We start from the raw sequence: 15,896 nt of genomic DNA on the forward strand, positions 1-15,896 counted from the left end.
TGGCGACGACGGTGGTGGGGCGGGTGCCCCACCACCGTCGTCAATCGGTCGGTGGTGAGTCGGACCCTTACAGGCCGAGCTGCTCCGCCTTCCAGTAGCCGGTGTCGACCAGGGCCGACTCGACGTTGTCTGCGACGACCGGCACCGGGCCGAGCAGGTACGACGGCACAACCTTGACACCGTTCTCGTATGTCGTGGTGTCGTTGACCTCGGGCTCCTCGCCGTTCAGCAGCGCGACGGCCATCGCCGAGGCGACCTTCGCCAGCTCGCGCGTGTCCTTGAAGATCGTCGCGTGCTGCTCGCCGGAGAGGATCGCCTTGACCGAGTCGACCTCGGCGTCCTGGCCGGAGATGGTCGGCCACTCTTCGCCGACCGTGTAGCCGGCGTCGGTGAGGGCGCCGATGATGCCGCGCGAGATGCCGTCGTAGGGCGAGAGCACCGCGTCGACCTGCGAGCCGTCGGAGTAGTTCGCCGTGATCAGGTTCTCCATGCGGCTCTGCGCTTCTTCGCCGTCCCAGCGCAGCGTCGCGGCCTGCTCGATGTCGGTCTGGCCCGACTTGACGACCAGCGTCCCGTCCTCGATCAGCGGCTCGAACACGCTCATGGCACCCTCGAAGAAGAAGAAGGCGTTGTTGTCGTCCAGGGAGCCTGCAAACAGCTCGACGTTGAACGGACCGGCCGGCGCGCCGTCGGTCGGGTTGCCTTCCAGGTCGGTCAGGCCCAGTCCGTTGAGCACGGACCATGCCTGCTGCTGTCCGACGAGGAAGTTGTCGAACGTCGCGTAGTAGTCGACGTTCTCGGTGTCGCGGATGAGGCGGTCGTAGGCGATGACGGGGATGTCGCTGTCTGCCGCGTTCTGCAGCACCTCCGACAGCGTCGTGCCGTCGATCGAGGCGATGATCAGCGCCTCGGCGCCCTTGGTGATCATGTTCTCGATCTGCGAGACCTGGGTGGGGATGTCGTCCTCTGCGTACTGGAGGTCGACCTCGAAACCCTGCTCCTCGAGCGAAGCCTTCACGGCATCGCCGTCCTGGATCCAGCGCTCTGAGCTGCGGGTGGGCATTGCGACGCCGATCAGGCCGCCGTCGCCTTCTCCGCCTGCGTCACCGCCGCCGCCGCCGCCGCCCGAACATCCAGAGAGAATGAGGGCGCTTGCGGCGAACGTCGCTGCGGCGAAGAAGATCTTCTTGCTCTTCACTGTCGTTCCTTTCCAGTGGACTGCACTGTCTTGGTGTTTCGTTGTTGACCGTTTGCCCGGTAGGGCTACCGACGGTCGTCGGTGGTCTGGCCGTACACGTTCTGGTACCGGTCGTAGAGCCGGTCGATCGCATCCTGCGGGATCGGGGAAAGTTGCCCGCCCTGCCGGGCCAGATGCACGGTGCGGGCGACGTCTTCCACCATCACCGCGGCCTTGACCGCATCCCGCGCCGTCGCCCCGATCGTGAACGGGCCGTGACCCTGCATCAGCACCGCCCGCGACCGGTGCCCGGTGAGGGTGTCCACGATGCCCCGGCCGATGGAATCATCCCCGATGATCGCGAACGGACCCACCGGCACCTCCCCACCGAACTCATCCGCCATCGCCGTGATGACACACGGAATCGCCTCACCGCGCGCGGCCCACGCCGTGGCATACGGCGAATGCGTGTGCACCACCCCACCCACCGCCGGCATGTTCCGGTACACGAACGCATGCGCCGCGGTATCCGATGACGGTGACCGGTCACTGCCCGGCGTCCCCGCAACCACGGCGCCGTCCAGGTCGCACAGGATCATGTTCTCCGGACCCAGCTCGTCATACGACACCCCCGACGGCTTGATCACGAACAGATCCGCCCCCGGCACCCGCCCCGACACATTCCCACCCGTCCACACCACCAGCCCGTACCGCACCAACTCGGCGTGCAACGCCGCGACCTCCGCCCGCACCCGCGCGACGGCGACCTCGGTCTTGACGCCGGTGACGTAGCGCTGCTTGCGCTCGGCGTCACTGCCAATTGCCACGGGGGCTCCCTCGCCGGTTCAACGGTGTCCGATGTTGATCGCGACGGCCAATGTGACCGTTCACATTGGGACGACTATAGCGATGCCGCGCCGGTGCCTGTCAAGCAGTCGCGGGTCTCGGCTTGGTAACACCGCGTCAGACGCGAGCGCGCGCCATAGCAGACGCACGCACGACGAGTTCGGGCACCAGCGCGGCGTCCGCGGTCTGCACCGACCCCGCGCTCGCGCCCAGCAGCAGATCCACGCAGCGGCGGCCGAGTTCGGCGAAGTCCTGTCGCACCGTGGTCAACGGCGGCCAGAAATGTGCCGATTCCGGAATATCGTCGAATCCCACGATGCTGATGTCGCGCGGGACGTCGAGACCCTCGTCGCGGATGGCGTGGATGAGCCCGAGCGCCATCTGATCGTTGGAGGAGAAGATCGCGGTGAAATCGCGCACCCGCAGCAGCTCTCGGCCGGCGTAGTAGCCGAATTCGGCGCTCCAGTCGCCCAGGATCGGCGCGGTCGTGGGGATGTCGGCGTCGCTCATCTCCTCGAGGAACCCGCGCATGCGCGCTTCGGCCTCGATCCAGTCCTGCGGACCGGCGAGGTGGTAGATGTCACGGTGCCCCAGCTCGATGAGATGCCGGGTGGCCAGTCGGGCACCGCCGATCTGGTCGACCGAGAGGGTGTGCCCCGGGTCGAGATCAGTCGACTGCAGCGTGACGTAGGGGATGTCAATGCGCTGTGCGGCCAGCGCCCGGATCACCCGCACCTGCGGGGCGATGACGACGAGCCCCTCGATGGACTGGGCCATCAGGTGCGACAGCCCCGCCGGGATCGACAGCGGGTCGGATGCCTCGACGTTGGCCGTGGACACCCAGTAGCCCCGCGCGCGGGCGGCCGACTCGATCGCGGCGATGGACGAGGCAGGACCGTACTGCGAACTGGTGGCGGCGAGGATGCCGATCGTCTGTGAACGGCTGGTCACCAGGGCCCGCGCGGCCCGGTTCGGGCTGAACTGCAGATCGGCCATGACCGACAGCACGCGATCGCGGGTCTCGGGCCGGATGCTGGGGTGGTGATTGAGCACGCGGGACACGGTCTGGTGCGAGACACCCGACAGCCGGGCGACGTCACGGATGCTGGGGCGTCTGCCGCTCGCCTCGTCGGTCATCCCCGCCCGCCTCGCATGTGCACGTTCACATCAATCCGTCCCATTATGGGGGCTCACCCCGCGCGACGCGAGCATTCGCACGTGGGCACGACACACCCCCGGCCTAAACTTCCGGCATGTCGGATCTCGGACGCTTCCTGCCGCTGAGCCAGCGCAAGCCCGGTGACGAGTCGGCCGTCACCAGCGACCGCCGCGCCCAGACCGCCGACGTCATCGTCGCGGCGGCGGGCGTGATCGCCGCCGCACCGCCGCAGCAGGCGTCCACCCTCGCCCGTGACTTCCTCACCGAGGCGAGGCTGCGCGAGGATGCCACACCCGACGAACCGGGCCTTCTCGCCCTCGCCGCGCGGGTACGCGACGGCCGCCGCCGCGGCATCCGCTCACTGGCGCACACCGTCCGCGCCTACCTGCTGCTCACCGGCCGCACCGGCAGCGCGCCACATGTGCCGCCGCAGGTCACCGGCGCTGTCGCGCTCTACGCCGCAACGACAGCGCCGCTCCCGCGCCGCGCGGTCGTCGCCGGTCACACCGTGCGAGCCACCGACGACGGGTGGGAGTTCGGCCGCGGCCCCGTGCTCGAAGGCACCGGCATCCAGATCGCCGCGTTCCTGCTGGCCGTCTCGGAGGTGCCGCCCCGCACGCCGGGACGCAACACGTGAGAGATGCCACGCGTCGAGCCTGGCTGCGGGGCCGCGCCGGGTACGCTCGAAGGATGACCGGACTTCGCTGGGGGATCCTCGCCACGGGCGGCATCGCCCACGCTTTCACAAGTGACCTGCGCACCGCGGGTTTGACCGTCGCCGCCGTCGGCTCGCGCACCGCTGCGTCGGCGCAGCGCTTCGCCGACGAGTTCGCGATCCCTCGCGCGCACGGGTCGTACGAGGAGCTCGCCGCCGACCCCGACGTGGACATCGTCTACATCGCGACCCCGCACCCGGCCCACGCCGACAACGCCATCGCGATGCTCGAAGCGGGCAAGCACGTGCTCGTCGAGAAGCCGTTCACCCTCACCGCCGCCGAGGCCGCTGCCGTGCGCGACGTCGCCCGCCGCACCGGCCTGCTGGCGATGGAGGCGATGTGGACGCGCTACCTGCCGCACATGGTGCGCATCCGCGAGCTCATCGCCGGCGGCGCACTGGGCGAGGTGCGCACCGTCTTCGCCGACCACACGCAGAAGATCTCCACCGACCCGACGCACCGGCTCAACGCCATCGAACTGGGCGGCGGCGCGCTGCTGGATCTGGGGATCTATCCGATCTCGTTCGCCTGGGACGTCCTGGGCGCCCCGACGTCGGTGCGCGCGGTCGCGCGCCTGATCGACACCGGGGCGGATGCCGAGGTCGCCACGGTCATGACCCACGGCACCGGCGCCGTCTCGACCACCGTGTCGTCCTCGCGCGGCGCGGGGCCCAACACCGCCCACGTGGTCGGCACCGAGGCGCGCATCGACATCGACCGCACCTGGTACGCCCCCACCACCTTCCGCCTGACCGCCCCCGACGGCACCGTGCTCGAGGAGTACACCTCCGAGGTCGACGGGCGCGGGATGCAGTACCAGGCGCTTGCAGCCGAACGCCTCATCGCCGCCGGCCGAGTCGACAGCGACGAACTGCCCCTCGACGAGAGCGTCGCGATCATGGGCACCCTCGACGACATCCGCGCGCAGATCGGCGTGCACTACCCCCAGGAGGCATGAGCATGGCCGACCCTCAGCCGGCACGCGTCGCGGTCTATCTCGACTTCGACAACATCGTCATGAGCTGGTACGACCGGGTGCACGGCCGCAACGCGTACTCCCGGGACCGCCAGAAGATCGCCGCCGACGCCTCCGAGCCCGAAGTGGCCGGGCGCCTCGCCGCGGCGACCATCGACGTCGGCGCGATCATCGACTATGCGGCATCCTTCGGCACGCTCGTTCTCACCCGCGCCTACGCCGACTGGTCGATGCCGGTCAACGCCGAGTACCGCGCCCAGCTGGTCGCCCGCGCCGTCGATCTCGTGCAGCTGTTCCCCGCCGCCGCGTATGCGAAGAACGGCGCCGACATCCGCCTCGCAGTGGACGTCGTGGAGGACATGTTCCGCCTGCCCGACCTGACCCACGTGGTCATCGTCGGCGGCGACAGCGACTACGTGCCGCTCGCGCAGCGCTGCAAGCGCCTCGGCCGGGTCGTGGTGGGTGTGGGCGTGGCCGGATCCACCGCGAAGTCCCTCGCTGCCGCATGCGACCAGTTCGACTCCTACGACTCGCTCCCGGGCGTCTCCCGCCCGGACCCGACGGAGAAGAAGGACTCCACGCCGGCACGGTCCCGCGCGCGCAAGCGCGTGGTGGACCCGGCGACCGAGCTGCTCGAACGTGCGCTGCGCCTGGAGGGCGTGCGCACCGACGACGAGTGGGTCAACGCGTCGGCGGTCAAGGACCTCATGCGGCGCATGGACCCGTCGTTCAGCGAGAAGGAGCTCGGCCACAAGTCGTTCACCGACTTCCTGCGCGAGTACCCGGCCGTGGTCGAACTGCGCGAAGAGGGCAACACCCGTCAGGTGCGCTTCCACCCCGACGCGCGCTGACGCGACCCCGGGCAAGCGGGGGACGTCGACCACAGCGCCCAGGCGACCAGCAACGGCTGGAAGAACAGCCGCACGAGGCGCTTCTGGTCGGTGTCGAGCCCGAAGCCGTCACGGTGCTGGGTGTACTGGGCGATGTTGCCGGGGAAGACGGCGACGAAGAACGCCGCGAGGGCGGCGCCGATGCGGCGCCGTTCCTCGGGCAGCGCGATGAGCGCCGCCCCGAACGCGGCTTCGACGACCCCGGATGCCACGACCACGCCGTCCTTGTCGATGGGGACCGTCTCGGTGATCCAGTCGGGCACCTGGGCCTGGAACTCCCGGCGGGCCCAGAACAGGTGGCTCAGGCCGGCGAAGAGCATGAAGGCGGCCAGCAGCCAGCGCGCGACGGTTTTCATGGGGGGCAGTCAACTCCACCCCGGCGGGGGCGTCGACGGGTTGACAGGGCACGAGGTTAGGCTGATGGCGTGAGCGATGCCAGGCAACGCCCTCCCCTGCAGCGGATGCCGGACGGCACGGTCAAACAGGTCGGTCCGCTGACCGGTACTCGCGTGTGGACCGTCCCCGGCCGCGCCGGGCGGCCCCTGTTCACCCCGCGTGAGGACGTCGTGGAACTGGCCCCCGGCCAGGAACGACGACTGTGCGCGTTCTGCGAGGACCGGTACCTGGAGACCACGCCCGAGAAGGTGCGCCTGGTCTGGCCCGACTTCCAGCAGCTGCGGCGCATCCCGGCCCGGGAGCTGTCCGACACCGTCGCGGAGTTCCGCCGCTTCGGCAACCTGTTCGAGATCGTCTCGGCCGAGTACTGGCGCGAGAACCACGGGTTCCGCCAGCCCACGCAGGTCGTGCAGTGGGCGCAGGACTACCTGGCCGACCCCGTCGGACGGCAGCATCTGGAGTACCTCGCGGCGATCCGCGCGCGGGCCTCTGGCACGCCGCAGAGCCTGGAAGAGGCGGCGCTGGATCTGGTCGGCGGGTCGCACGACGTCATCGTGGCGCGCCGTCACGTCACCGACGGCGCGCGGACCGACGACGAACTGGCATCCTCGGGGCTGCTCACACCCGACGAGCACGCCGTCTACATCGCCTTCACGGTGCAGTCGCTGCAGGAGATCCTCCGGGCCCAGCCGAACGCCGCGTACGTCGCCGTCTTCCAGAACTGGCTTCGCGCCGCCGGCGCCTCGTTCGAGCATCTGCACAAGCAGCTGGTCGCGATCGACGAACCCGGCCCGCAGCTGGACCACGAGCTGCGGATGCTGTCGGCCGATCACGGCCTGTACCAGCACGCGATCGCCGACATGTCGGTGCAGGAAGGGCTCGTCGTGGCCGCGACCGACGGTGCCGTGGCGTTCGCCGGCGTCGGGCACCGGTACCCGGCGTTCGAGGTGTACTCCACCTCCCCCGCGAACCTCCCCCACGAGCACACGGGCGCCGAGGTGCGGGCGATGTCCGACCTGGTGCACGCGCTGCACGCCGCGACCGGGCCGCACGTGCCGACCAATGAGGAGTGGCACTACCGGCCGCCGGGGGCGCCGTGGCCCATGCCGTGGCGGGTCGTGCTGAAATGGCGCACCTCCAACCCGGCCGGGTTCGAGGGCGGCACCAAGATCTACGTCAACACGATCGACCCGTGGGAGCTGCGCCGACGCACCGTCGCGCAGCTGCAGCAGTTGCGCGACGCGGGCCGCATCGCCGACGGCATCCGCATCGGTGACGAATGCACCCCCGCGGACAGCCGCCTGCACTACGCCGAGGACGCATGATCGACCTCGATTCGCTGCGGCGTTGGCCGGACGTCGAGGATGCCGGTTTGGGGGCCGTCGACGCCGCCGACCGGCTGCTGCTGGACGAATCCGCCGCTGCGCGGGCTGCGGCCGGCGACGGTGAGCTCGTCGTCATCGGTGACGCGTACGGCGCGCTGGCGCTGGGTGCAGCCGACGCGGGCGCGACCGGCATCCGCGTTCACCAGGATGCCGTGACCGGGGAGCAGGCCCTCGCGGCCAACGCCGCCACGTTCGGACTCGCCGACCGGGTGCGGTCGCTGCCGCTGGAGGCCGAGTTGGTGCAGGACGCGCGCGTGGTGCTGCTGCGGCTGCCGCGGTCGCTCGCGGCACTGCGCGATACCGCCGGACTGGTCGCGGCGCACGCGCACCCCGACGTCGTGGTGTTCGCCGGCGGCCGCATCAAGCACATGTCGCTGGCGATGAACGACGTGCTGCGGGAGTACTTCACCCGGGTGGATATCACCCACGCACGGCAGAAGGCGCGGGTGCTGGTGGCACGCGGACCGCATGACGGCGCGGACCCGGTGCCCGCCCGCGAGCGGCACGACGGACTCGTGGTCTGCGCCTACGGCGGCGCGTTCGCCGGCGCCCGCATCGACATCGGCACGCGGCTGCTGCTGGCACACCTGCCGCAGGTGCTTCCCTCCGGAGGGCTCGTGGTGGACCTGGCCTGCGGCACCGGGGTCATTGCGGTGACGCTGGCGATGCGGCATCCGTCCCTGCAGGTGTACGCGTCCGACGCGTCGGCGGCCGCCGTGGCCTCAGCGCAGGCGACGGCGGATGCCAACGGCGTGAGGGAGCGGGTGAGGGTGGTCCGCGACGACGCGCTGTCGGCGCTGCCCGACGGGTCGGCGGCGTTCGTCGCGCTCAACCCGCCGTTCCACAGCGGCGCGGCCGTCACCGATGCCCTGGCCCCGCGGCTGTTCGCCGATGCCGCACGGGCGCTGCGCCCCGGCGGTGAGCTGTGGTGCGTGTGGAACTCGCCGCTGCGGTACCGCCCCGCGCTCGAGCGTCTCGTCGGACCCACCCGGCAGGTCGCCCGCGACGCGAAGTTCACCGTGACGGTCTCCACCCGCCGCTGACCCGCGCGCGTCCCGGCATCCGCCCCGCCCGCCCGCGCGACGCCCGCTCGCCCGCGCCACAACTTCGGAGAACGCCACAACTTCGGAGCCACAACCCCGATCTGCTCCGAAAACCCGCCGATCTCCGAAGAACCGGCACGCGGCCACCCGGGCTCAGACCGGCAGGCGCGGGACGGATGCCAGCAGGCGGCGGGTGTACGGATGCTCGGGTGCGGTGAGCAGGCGCTGGGTCGGCCCCTCCTCGACGATCCGGCCGGATTCCAGCACCGCCATCCGCTGGCACAGCGCCGACACGATCGTCAGGTCGTGGGAGACCAGCAGCATCCCGATCCCCTGCTCGCGCGCCAGGCGCTGGAACAGTTCGATCACGTGCATGCGCACCGAGGTGTCCAGCGCGCTCACCGGCTCGTCGGCGAGGATCAGCCGGGGCCGCGGCGCCAAGGCGCGTGCGATCGCGATGCGCTGCCGCTGGCCTCCCGAGAAGGCCTCGGGGTAGCGCTCGGCGGCATCCACCGGCAGATCCACCGCGGCCAGCAGCTCCGCCACCCGCGCGTCACGCGACTCCCGGTCGCCGGCAAGACGCAGCGACCGCAACGGTTCGGCGATCGACTCTCCCACCGTCATGCGGGGATCCAGCGACGAGAACGGGTCCTGGTACACCGGCTGCACCGCGCGGCGGAAGTCCCGCATCGTCGCCGCGGACCGCAGCTGCAGCGGCCGCCCGTCGAACAGCACGCGCCCGCCCGTCGGCGCCGCGAGCCCCAGCAGCAGCCGCAGCAGCGACGTCTTGCCCGCACCGGATTCGCCCACGAGGCCGAGGCTCTCCCCCGGCGCGAGCGCCACCGACACCTCGCGCAGCACGGGGGCATCGCGCCCGTACGCGAAGGTCACGTTCTCCGCCGCGAGGAGCGGCGTCTGCGCGGCATCCGTCATGCGCCCAGTCCTTCGCTCGCGCGCGGCAGGAAGTCGTCGAGCCGGCGGGATGCCGCGACGAGCTTTGCCGTGTAGGGGTCGGCCGGCGCGCCGAGGATCTGCGTCGTCTCCCCCAGCTCCACCTGCCGGCCGCCGCGCATCACCAGCACGCGGTCGGCGATGCCCGAGACGACGGGCAGGTCGTGGCTGATGAAGATCAGCGCCATGCCCCGTTCGGTGACTTCGCGCTGCAGCAGGTCCAGGATGCCGGCCTGCACCGTGACATCCAGCGCGGTGGTCGGCTCGTCGGCGATGAGCAGCTGAGGGCCCGCCGCCAGGGCCAGCGCGATCGCGACGCGCTGCCGCTGCCCGCCGGAGATCTCATGGATGTACGACCGCGCGATGCGCTCGGGGTCGCTCAGCTGCACGTCGGCGAGGGCGTCGAGCACGCCGCGGCGCAGCGCCTCGCCGCGCAGCCCGCCATGGTGGGCCAGCGGCCACGCCACCTGCTTGCCTACCCGCATCAGCGGATCCAGCGACGACAGCGGCTCCTGGAACACCGCGCTCATCGTCGCCCCGCGCACCTTGTCCAGCCGGCGCGACGGGGTGCCGATCACCTCCACCTCGCCGCCGGCGGTAGCAACGCGCACCGAGCCGCGCGCGACCAGCGGGTGCCCGAGCAGCCCCAGCACCGCCAGGGCCGTGAGCGACTTGCCCGAGCCCGACTCGCCGATGATCCCGAGGCGCTCCCCCGGTTGCAGCGCGACGTCCACGGCGTGTACGAGATCGACCGGGTCCGGCCCGTCGATGCGCACGCCGAGGCCCGCGACGCTCAGCAGGGCGCTCATCGGATGCTCCGGGAGGTCGGGTCGGCGACGTCCCGCAGGCCGTCGGCGAGCAGGTTCACCCCGATGATGAGGGCGACCAGCAGGATGCCGGGGAGGATCGCGGCGGTCGGGGCGACCAGCACCGTGCTCTGCGCTTCCTGCAGCATCCGCCCCCACGACGCGTTGGGCGGCGGCGACCCGAGCCCGAGGTACGACAGTGACGCCTCGGCACCCACGGCGCCGCCGAACTGCAGCGCGAGCGGCACGATGAGCGTGGGCCAGACGTTGCGCAGCACGTGCAGGCGGATGATGCCGAACACCCCGGTGCCGGACGTGCGCGCCGCGGTGACGTAGTCCATCGCCAGCACCCGGGTGGCGGTGATGCGGGTCAGCCGGGCGATGATCGCCGCGCCCGCCAGCCCGATCGCGAGGATCGCCGACTCCAGCGACGCGCCCCGCCAGGCCACGATGAGCATCGCCAGCAGCAGCGTCGGGAAGGCGATCGCGATGTCGAGCAGGCTCGAGATGGCATCGTCCACCCAGCGCCGGGCGATCGCGGCGGCGAGTCCCAGCGTGATCCCCACGATCGCGGCGATCGCGACCGAACCGAACCCCACCGCGAGGGCCAGACGCGCCCCGATCATCAGCTGCGTGAACAGGTCCCGGCCGAGGCGGTCGGTGCCGGCCCAGTGCTCCAGCGACGGCGGCTGCAGCCGGTCGCCGGTGGTGTCGTCGTACGCGAACGGCGTCCAGAACACCGAGACGAGGCCGATCACGGCGATCAGGCCGAACAGCGCGGCGCCGACGGCGAGGTTGACCGACCGGCGCACGCGGCGACGGGCGGCCGGGACGACGGATGCCGGCGTCGCCGCTTCGGGCAGGGTCGTCGCGGTCATGCCACGGCCTTGGTTCGCCGGTTGCCGGAGATGGAGTCCCGGAGCCGCGGGTCGATGATGCGCTGGAGCACGTCGGCGATGAACCCCAGCACCAGCACGAGGGCGGTGGAGAACAGCAGCACGCCCTGCACGCTCGGGAAATCCTGCTCCTTGATCCCCACCAGCAGCATGTCCCCCAGCCCCGGCAACGCGAACACGCGCTCGATGATGACCGCCCCGACGAAGGTCGTGGACAGCTGGATCGCGAGAATGGAGATCAGCGGCACGACGCCGTTGCGCACCCCGTGGCGCAACAGCGCGGTGGCGAAGCTCTGGCCGGCGGCACGCGCGGCGCGCAGGTACTGCTGTCCGAGGATGTCCAGCGTGGCGCTGCGGACGTAGCGGGCCAGGTCACTGCCGGCGACCAGCGCGATGGTCAGCACCGGCAGGGTCAGCGAATACAGCGCCGCCCCGGGGTCCTCCCAGTCGGTGCGGGGGAAGCCGCCGGCGGGGAAGATGCGCCAGCCCAGCGACAGCACCGCCACGAGCAGGATGCCGACCCAGAACACCGGCACGGCCCCGCCCAGCTGCGACGCGGCGGAGAACGCGGTGCCGTACCAGGTGCGCGACTTCCACGCGGCGAAGAAGCCGACCGGCACCGCGATCAGCACCGACAGCGTGAACGCCAGCAGCGTCAGCGGCAGGGTCACGTTCAGCCGCCGCAGGATCTCGTCACCGACGGACAGGTGGTTGGTGAACGACTGGCCGAGGTCGAACGACAGCAGCTGCCCGATGTAGGCGAAGTACTGCTCGTGGATCGGCCGGTCCACCCCGAGGCGCGCGGCGGCCGCGGCGATCTCGGCATCCGTCGCCCCGACCGAGATCAGCGCGAACACCGGATTTCCGAGTACCCGCAGCACGACGAACAGGATTGTCACCGCCAGCGCGAACGCCAGCAGCAACAATCCTGTTCGTCGAAGCAGGTACCGGGTGATTTGCTATGCCTTCGTGATGTCGTACACGTAGAACAGTGAGTTCAGTCCATTCTCCGGCACGCCGGTCACCCCTTCCGCCGCGATGCGCAGCTGCGGGTTGAGGTACAGCCACACGCTCGCGGCGTCGTCGGAGATCTGCTGGTTCGCCTGGGCGATCAGTTCGGTCTGCTCTTCGACCGAGGATGCCGCCTCCGACTGGGCCAGCCAGTTCTGCACGTCGGCGTTGTCGTAGCCCCAGTAGAAGTCGGGGTTGCCGTAGAAGTTGATGTCGCGGTCGTTGACGTGGCCCTGCAGGGTCGCCTCGAAGTCCTTGTCGGTGTAGACCTTCTGGTACCACTCGTCATCGGTGAGGATGTTGATCTCCACCGTCACGCCGACCTTCGCCAGCTCCGACTTGAGGAACTCCGCCACCGTGGAGTGCACTCCGGAGTCGGGGGTGTCAATGGTGAACGTGAACCCGTCGGCGTAGCCGGCATCCGCCAGCAGCTGTTCTGCCAACTGCACGTCGTAGGGGTTGTTGTCGGCGAGGTCCAGGTACCACGGCTCCGACGGCGGCACCATCGAGCCGATGAGCTCACCGCGGCCGTCCCAGATCGCGTCGAGCAGCTTCTCGCGGTCGATCGCGGAGTAGATCGCCTTGCGCACGTTGGCGTCGTCGAACGGCGCGAGCCGGTCGTTGAACGCGAGCAGCTCCTTCGTGGTGGAGGTGCCCTCGATGATCTCGAACCCGGCGGCTTCGAACTCGCCCAGGCTGTCGGGGTTGGACTGGCTGGTGACCAGATCCACGGCGCCGGTCAGCAGCGCGTTGTTCAGTGCGGTCGGGTCGGCGTAGTACTGGTAGACCACACCGCCGTTGGCGGGAGCCTCGCCCCAGTAGTCCTCGTTGACGTCGAGGGTGATCGAGTCGCCCTTGCGGTAGTCGGCGAGGGCGTAGGGGCCGGTGCCGTCGGAGGAGGTGGTGAGATCCCCGGCATCCTCGTTGACGATCCACACATAGCCGAGGTTGTAGGTGAAGCTGATCGACGGCTGCTTCAGCGTCACGGCGACGGTCTCGTCGTCGACGACGTCGATGTGGTCGATGACGCTCAGCTGGCTCTTGCGGGCGGCGATCGACTCCTCGCCCACGAAGCGCTCCAAGCTGTACTTCACGTCGTCGGCGGTGAGCTCTTCGCCGGAGTGGAACGCGGCGTCGGCGAGCGTGAACGTGTAGACCAGGCCGTCGTCGGACACCTCGGTCTCACTCGCCAGCAGCGGCTCGACCTCGGCGTCGTCGGTGATGCGGAACAGGCCCTCGTACACGTTGCCGGTGAACACCTCGGTCACACCCGACGAGCCGCCGAAGATCTGGTCGAGGTTGGTGGGCTCGTTCTGCGAGCCGACCACGATCTCCGCGGCGGCGGTGGCGTCGTCGCCGGAGGAGTCGGCAGACCCGCCCGACGCGCAGCCGGCCAGGACGAGCAGACCGGCGGATGCCGCGGCGGACGCGGCGAGGATTCGATTGGGGCGGCGTGAGGTCACGTCGGGTCCTTTGCTGTGAAGTAAAGCGGGTCGGCGGCCCGGGACGGCGCCGTGTTCAAGATGTTGGGGTGTCGCGGAGGTCAGAGGGTGAAGCCGTCGGCGAAGCGCACGCGCTTCTCGCCCGCGCGCAGCGCGAACGGCAGCCGGTTCTGCAGGGGCGGCAGCGGACAGTTCATCTGGTTCGAGAACCCGCAGGGCGGCACGGTGGCGCGGTTGAAGTCGATCGTGATCGGGATGCTGTCGCCCGGGCGCAGGGTGCCGCCGGAGGCGGGGTGGTCCAGCACCAGGAAGCGACCAGCACCGTAGGTCTCGGCCCCGTTGGTGCGGTCTCCGAACACCAGCTGCAGGCTGGCGGTGCCGCCGTAGACGGTGTCGAACGCGCTCAGGCGGTACTCGGTGCCGTCGACGGTGAACACGAGGTCCCCCGAGACGGGCAGGCCCCGCGTGGCACCGGCATCCCGGATGTGCTCGAAGGGCACGACCCGCTGCTGGTCGACCAGCTCGAAGCGGCCCTCGAGCACCCAGGCGGGGTCGTAGGGGTAGCGCTCGATGTCTTCGAACGCCAGGTTCGCCGGGGAGTCCTGACGCCAGATGCGATACGCCTCCTGGGGCAGGCCGGTCTCGACGTCGGTGCGCTGCAGGCGGGTGAACAGGGCGGATGCCGGGTGGCCCTCACGGGCGACGGCCTCATCGACGGGCGGCTCCCCCGGAGCGGACCAGTGCGTGAGCACGAGCGAGAGCGCCCCGTGTGGCGCGGTCACCGTCTTACGACGGGCGCGCACCCATTCGGCGTGGGTTTCGGGCTCGGTTGTGATCGTTTCAGTGCTCACCATGACAGGTAACCAAACGTGGTGACGGTTGAGAAATTCCGTTTCCGACTGTTTCGGTGTCGCCGATTGTGCAATCACGGCGTCAGGGTGCGTGCGACCTGCTCCGTGAATTCCCGGTAGGCCGCCGGATCGGCGGCGGGGACAATGGCACGCAGCACCACTTCGTCGACACCGCCGCGGTAGGCCGCGACGACCTCGCGCAGGTCGGCGGAGCTGTCGATCACCGTCTGCTCGGCGGCGAATCCGAGTCGCGCGAAGTTCGCCGCGTAGGCGGGGAACCCGCCGTACCGGGCGGTCTCCGCCGCGAGTGGCCCGTCCGCGTCCGGATGAAGCGACGTACGCACGTACAGCGCGACGTGCGCGTCGGGAGCGGCGGCGTGCGCGGCGCGGGCCTGCTCCGCCGCGGCCGCGGGTGTCAGCCAGCTCAGCAGCAACCCGTCCGCCGTCGTCGCGCCCAGCCGGCGCATGCGCGGGCCGAGAGCGCCCACCACGACCCGCGCCTGCGTCCCGGCGCGCAGCATCCGGGCAGCACCCGCCACGGCATCCAATGCACCCGTCCTCAGCTGACCGGACCCGATGCCCAGCACCAGCCGGTGCTGCGGGAGGGCGAGGCGATCGACCTCCCGCAGGATCTCCGCGGCAGGCCGCCGGTCGATCGGCAGCACGCCGGTCGCGAGCACGAGATTCTCGGATGCCGCGGCGGCGGCCGCGAGCACCTCGAGGGCGTCGGCGCCGGGGGTGTCGTTGACCCACAGTCCGTGGAAGCCGGCGCGCTCCAGGAGGGGTGCGAGTTCGGCCGCGACCCCCGGGCCTGCGGCGGCGGCGATGCCGATCGACAGCATGTCAGCTCCTTCTCTGGGGGGCGCGGTGCCCGCGTGGTGGGTTCAGCGTCCGGGCGGGCCGACGATCAGCAGCACCGTGAAGACCACGGCCACGCCCAGGGCGAGCGCGACGGCGAACAGCAGCGGATGCCGCAGCAGCGTGCGGAACAGCCGGTCGTGCCAGGTGCCATCGCGGGGGTCGGCCGTCTCGTCGGGGCGCCAGGCGCCCGCCAGACGCCCGGTGCGCTGCAGCCAGATCTCGGCGGGGATGGTGGCGTACGGGATCACGGCGGCGGCGATGGCGACCGTGGCCGGCCACGGCGACCAGCGGTTGTTCTTCGCGACGACGACGGCGGTCACCGCGTACGACAGGAAGACGAACCCGTGCACCCCTCCCCCGATCGACACGGCGATGTCCAGGTCCGCGGTGGCCCGCAGCACCAGCCCGGCGATCAGCAGTGTCCACGACACGGCCTCTGCGATCGCGAGAGTGCGGAAGAGAGCGAGTGGCGTGCGGAACATACCTTCAG

Annotated in this window: 17 protein-coding genes; 5 read left to right on the forward strand and 12 right to left on the reverse strand. The window is 70.6% G+C overall.

Translation table 11 applies throughout. The annotated features are described in order from the left end of the window. Nucleotides 1–67 precede the first annotated feature (67 nt). The 3 genes from chvE to QNO11_RS10165 form a co-directional block, all read right to left on the reverse strand. Entirely contained in the window at nt 68–1,198 is a 1,131-nt protein-coding gene (gene chvE / locus QNO11_RS10155; RefSeq protein ID WP_285169147.1) for a multiple monosaccharide ABC transporter substrate-binding protein, read from the reverse strand. A gap of 65 nt (nt 1,199–1,263) precedes the next feature. Then, nucleotides 1,264–1,998, reverse strand: a complete 735-nt coding sequence (locus QNO11_RS10160; RefSeq protein ID WP_285169945.1) for an L-ribulose-5-phosphate 4-epimerase — start codon at nt 1,996–1,998, stop codon at nt 1,264–1,266. Between the two features lie 142 nt (nt 1,999–2,140). Then, a complete protein-coding gene (locus tag QNO11_RS10165; protein WP_257508391.1) occupies nt 2,141–3,160 on the reverse strand; it encodes a LacI family DNA-binding transcriptional regulator in 1,020 nt (339 codons plus the stop codon). Between the two features lie 116 nt (nt 3,161–3,276). On the opposite strand from QNO11_RS10165, the gene QNO11_RS10170 reads away from it, so the two are divergent. From QNO11_RS10170 to QNO11_RS10180, 3 genes are read left to right on the forward strand one after another with little or no spacing between them, the layout of a single operon-like run. Next, nucleotides 3,277–3,819 carry a hypothetical protein gene (locus QNO11_RS10170; protein ID WP_257508390.1) on the forward strand — a complete coding sequence of 181 codons (543 nt, stop codon included), beginning with the start codon at nt 3,277–3,279 and terminating at the stop codon, nt 3,817–3,819. A gap of 53 nt (nt 3,820–3,872) precedes the next feature. Beyond that, nucleotides 3,873–4,856: a Gfo/Idh/MocA family protein gene (locus tag QNO11_RS10175; protein WP_257508389.1), complete on the forward strand. Its 984-nt coding sequence runs from the start codon at nt 3,873–3,875 to the stop codon at nt 4,854–4,856. A 2-nt stretch (nt 4,857–4,858) separates the two neighbouring features. Next, the gene (locus QNO11_RS10180) at nt 4,859–5,725 is read left to right on the forward strand and encodes an NYN domain-containing protein (protein WP_257508388.1); all 867 of its coding nucleotides are present in this window, start codon (nt 4,859–4,861) and stop codon (nt 5,723–5,725) included. Here the strand turns inward: QNO11_RS10180 and QNO11_RS10185 are convergent. Beyond that, nucleotides 5,695–6,120 carry a DoxX family protein gene (locus QNO11_RS10185; protein ID WP_257508387.1) on the reverse strand — a complete coding sequence of 142 codons (426 nt, stop codon included), beginning with the start codon at nt 6,118–6,120 and terminating at the stop codon, nt 5,695–5,697. The genes QNO11_RS10180 and QNO11_RS10185 overlap by 31 nt on opposite strands. A 105-nt stretch (nt 6,121–6,225) precedes the next feature. On the opposite strand from QNO11_RS10185, the gene QNO11_RS10190 reads away from it, so the two are divergent. Both QNO11_RS10190 and QNO11_RS10195 read left to right on the forward strand, forming a co-directional pair. Continuing rightward, entirely contained in the window at nt 6,226–7,485 is a 1,260-nt protein-coding gene (locus QNO11_RS10190; protein WP_306817254.1) for a DUF4921 family protein, read from the forward strand. Continuing rightward, entirely contained in the window at nt 7,482–8,588 is a 1,107-nt protein-coding gene (locus QNO11_RS10195) for a class I SAM-dependent methyltransferase (protein ID WP_257508385.1), read from the forward strand. The genes QNO11_RS10190 and QNO11_RS10195 overlap by 4 nt, the downstream gene beginning before the upstream one ends. 153 nt (nt 8,589–8,741) lie before the next feature. On the opposite strand, the gene QNO11_RS10200 is transcribed toward QNO11_RS10195, so the two are convergent. The 8 genes from QNO11_RS10200 to QNO11_RS10235 all read right to left on the reverse strand — a co-directional run bounded on the left by QNO11_RS10200 (nt 8,742) and on the right by QNO11_RS10235 (nt 15,888). Further along, a complete protein-coding gene (locus tag QNO11_RS10200; protein WP_257508384.1) occupies nt 8,742–9,521 on the reverse strand; it encodes an ABC transporter ATP-binding protein in 780 nt (259 codons plus the stop codon). Continuing rightward, nucleotides 9,518–10,348 carry an ATP-binding cassette domain-containing protein gene (locus QNO11_RS10205; protein ID WP_257508383.1) on the reverse strand — a complete coding sequence of 277 codons (831 nt, stop codon included), beginning with the start codon at nt 10,346–10,348 and terminating at the stop codon, nt 9,518–9,520. Before QNO11_RS10205 ends, QNO11_RS10200 begins: the two co-directional genes overlap by 4 nt. Further along, nucleotides 10,345–11,223, reverse strand: a complete 879-nt coding sequence (locus tag QNO11_RS10210; RefSeq protein WP_257508382.1) for an ABC transporter permease — start codon at nt 11,221–11,223, stop codon at nt 10,345–10,347. The genes QNO11_RS10205 and QNO11_RS10210 overlap by 4 nt, the downstream gene beginning before the upstream one ends. Further along, entirely contained in the window at nt 11,220–12,164 is a 945-nt protein-coding gene (locus QNO11_RS10215; protein ID WP_374113803.1) for an ABC transporter permease, read from the reverse strand. The genes QNO11_RS10210 and QNO11_RS10215 overlap by 4 nt, the downstream gene beginning before the upstream one ends. Nucleotides 12,165–12,200: 36 nt before the next feature. Next, nucleotides 12,201–13,715 carry an ABC transporter substrate-binding protein gene (locus QNO11_RS10220; protein WP_257508381.1) on the reverse strand — a complete coding sequence of 505 codons (1,515 nt, stop codon included), beginning with the start codon at nt 13,713–13,715 and terminating at the stop codon, nt 12,201–12,203. Nucleotides 13,716–13,795: 80 nt separating this feature from the next. Continuing rightward, nucleotides 13,796–14,548 (reverse strand): DUF1684 domain-containing protein, encoded by a 753-nt coding sequence (locus QNO11_RS10225; RefSeq protein WP_257508380.1) that lies wholly within the window; start codon nt 14,546–14,548, stop codon nt 13,796–13,798. A 71-nt stretch (nt 14,549–14,619) separates the two neighbouring features. Beyond that, complete coding sequence (locus QNO11_RS10230) at nt 14,620–15,387, reverse strand: LLM class flavin-dependent oxidoreductase (protein WP_257508379.1); 768 nt, start codon at nt 15,385–15,387, stop codon at nt 14,620–14,622. A gap of 42 nt (nt 15,388–15,429) precedes the next feature. Then, nucleotides 15,430–15,888, reverse strand: a complete 459-nt coding sequence (locus QNO11_RS10235; protein WP_257508378.1) for a DUF3817 domain-containing protein — start codon at nt 15,886–15,888, stop codon at nt 15,430–15,432. Nucleotides 15,889–15,896: the final 8 nt, after the last annotated feature.

Source organism: Microbacterium sp. zg-B96, assembly GCF_030246865.1.
Taxonomy (GTDB): Bacteria; Actinomycetota; Actinomycetes; order Actinomycetales; family Microbacteriaceae; genus Microbacterium.

What these genes read in the sequence shown, in the direction of transcription:
- QNO11_RS10235 (WP_257508378.1), bottom strand. Translation starts at nt 15,888, where the DNA reads ATGTTCCGCACGCCACTCGCTCTCTTCCGCACTCTCGCGATCGCAGAG.
- QNO11_RS10210 (WP_257508382.1), bottom strand. Translation starts at nt 11,223, where the DNA reads ATGACCGCGACGACCCTGCCCGAAGCGGCGACGCCGGCATCCGTCGTC.
- QNO11_RS10190 (WP_306817254.1), top strand. Translation starts at nt 6,226, where the DNA reads ATGCCGGACGGCACGGTCAAACAGGTCGGTCCGCTGACCGGTACTCGC.
- QNO11_RS10185 (WP_257508387.1), bottom strand. Translation starts at nt 6,120, where the DNA reads ATGAAAACCGTCGCGCGCTGGCTGCTGGCCGCCTTCATGCTCTTCGCC.
- QNO11_RS10195 (WP_257508385.1), top strand. Translation starts at nt 7,482, where the DNA reads ATGATCGACCTCGATTCGCTGCGGCGTTGGCCGGACGTCGAGGATGCC.
- QNO11_RS10225 (WP_257508380.1), bottom strand. Translation starts at nt 14,548, where the DNA reads ATGGTGAGCACTGAAACGATCACAACCGAGCCCGAAACCCACGCCGAA.
- QNO11_RS10175 (WP_257508389.1), top strand. Translation starts at nt 3,873, where the DNA reads ATGACCGGACTTCGCTGGGGGATCCTCGCCACGGGCGGCATCGCCCAC.
- QNO11_RS10165 (WP_257508391.1), bottom strand. Translation starts at nt 3,160, where the DNA reads ATGACCGACGAGGCGAGCGGCAGACGCCCCAGCATCCGTGACGTCGCC.
- QNO11_RS10205 (WP_257508383.1), bottom strand. Translation starts at nt 10,348, where the DNA reads ATGAGCGCCCTGCTGAGCGTCGCGGGCCTCGGCGTGCGCATCGACGGG.
- QNO11_RS10230 (WP_257508379.1), bottom strand. Translation starts at nt 15,387, where the DNA reads ATGCTGTCGATCGGCATCGCCGCCGCCGCAGGCCCGGGGGTCGCGGCC.
- QNO11_RS10200 (WP_257508384.1), bottom strand. Translation starts at nt 9,521, where the DNA reads ATGACGGATGCCGCGCAGACGCCGCTCCTCGCGGCGGAGAACGTGACC.
- QNO11_RS10170 (WP_257508390.1), top strand. Translation starts at nt 3,277, where the DNA reads ATGTCGGATCTCGGACGCTTCCTGCCGCTGAGCCAGCGCAAGCCCGGT.
- QNO11_RS10180 (WP_257508388.1), top strand. Translation starts at nt 4,859, where the DNA reads ATGGCCGACCCTCAGCCGGCACGCGTCGCGGTCTATCTCGACTTCGAC.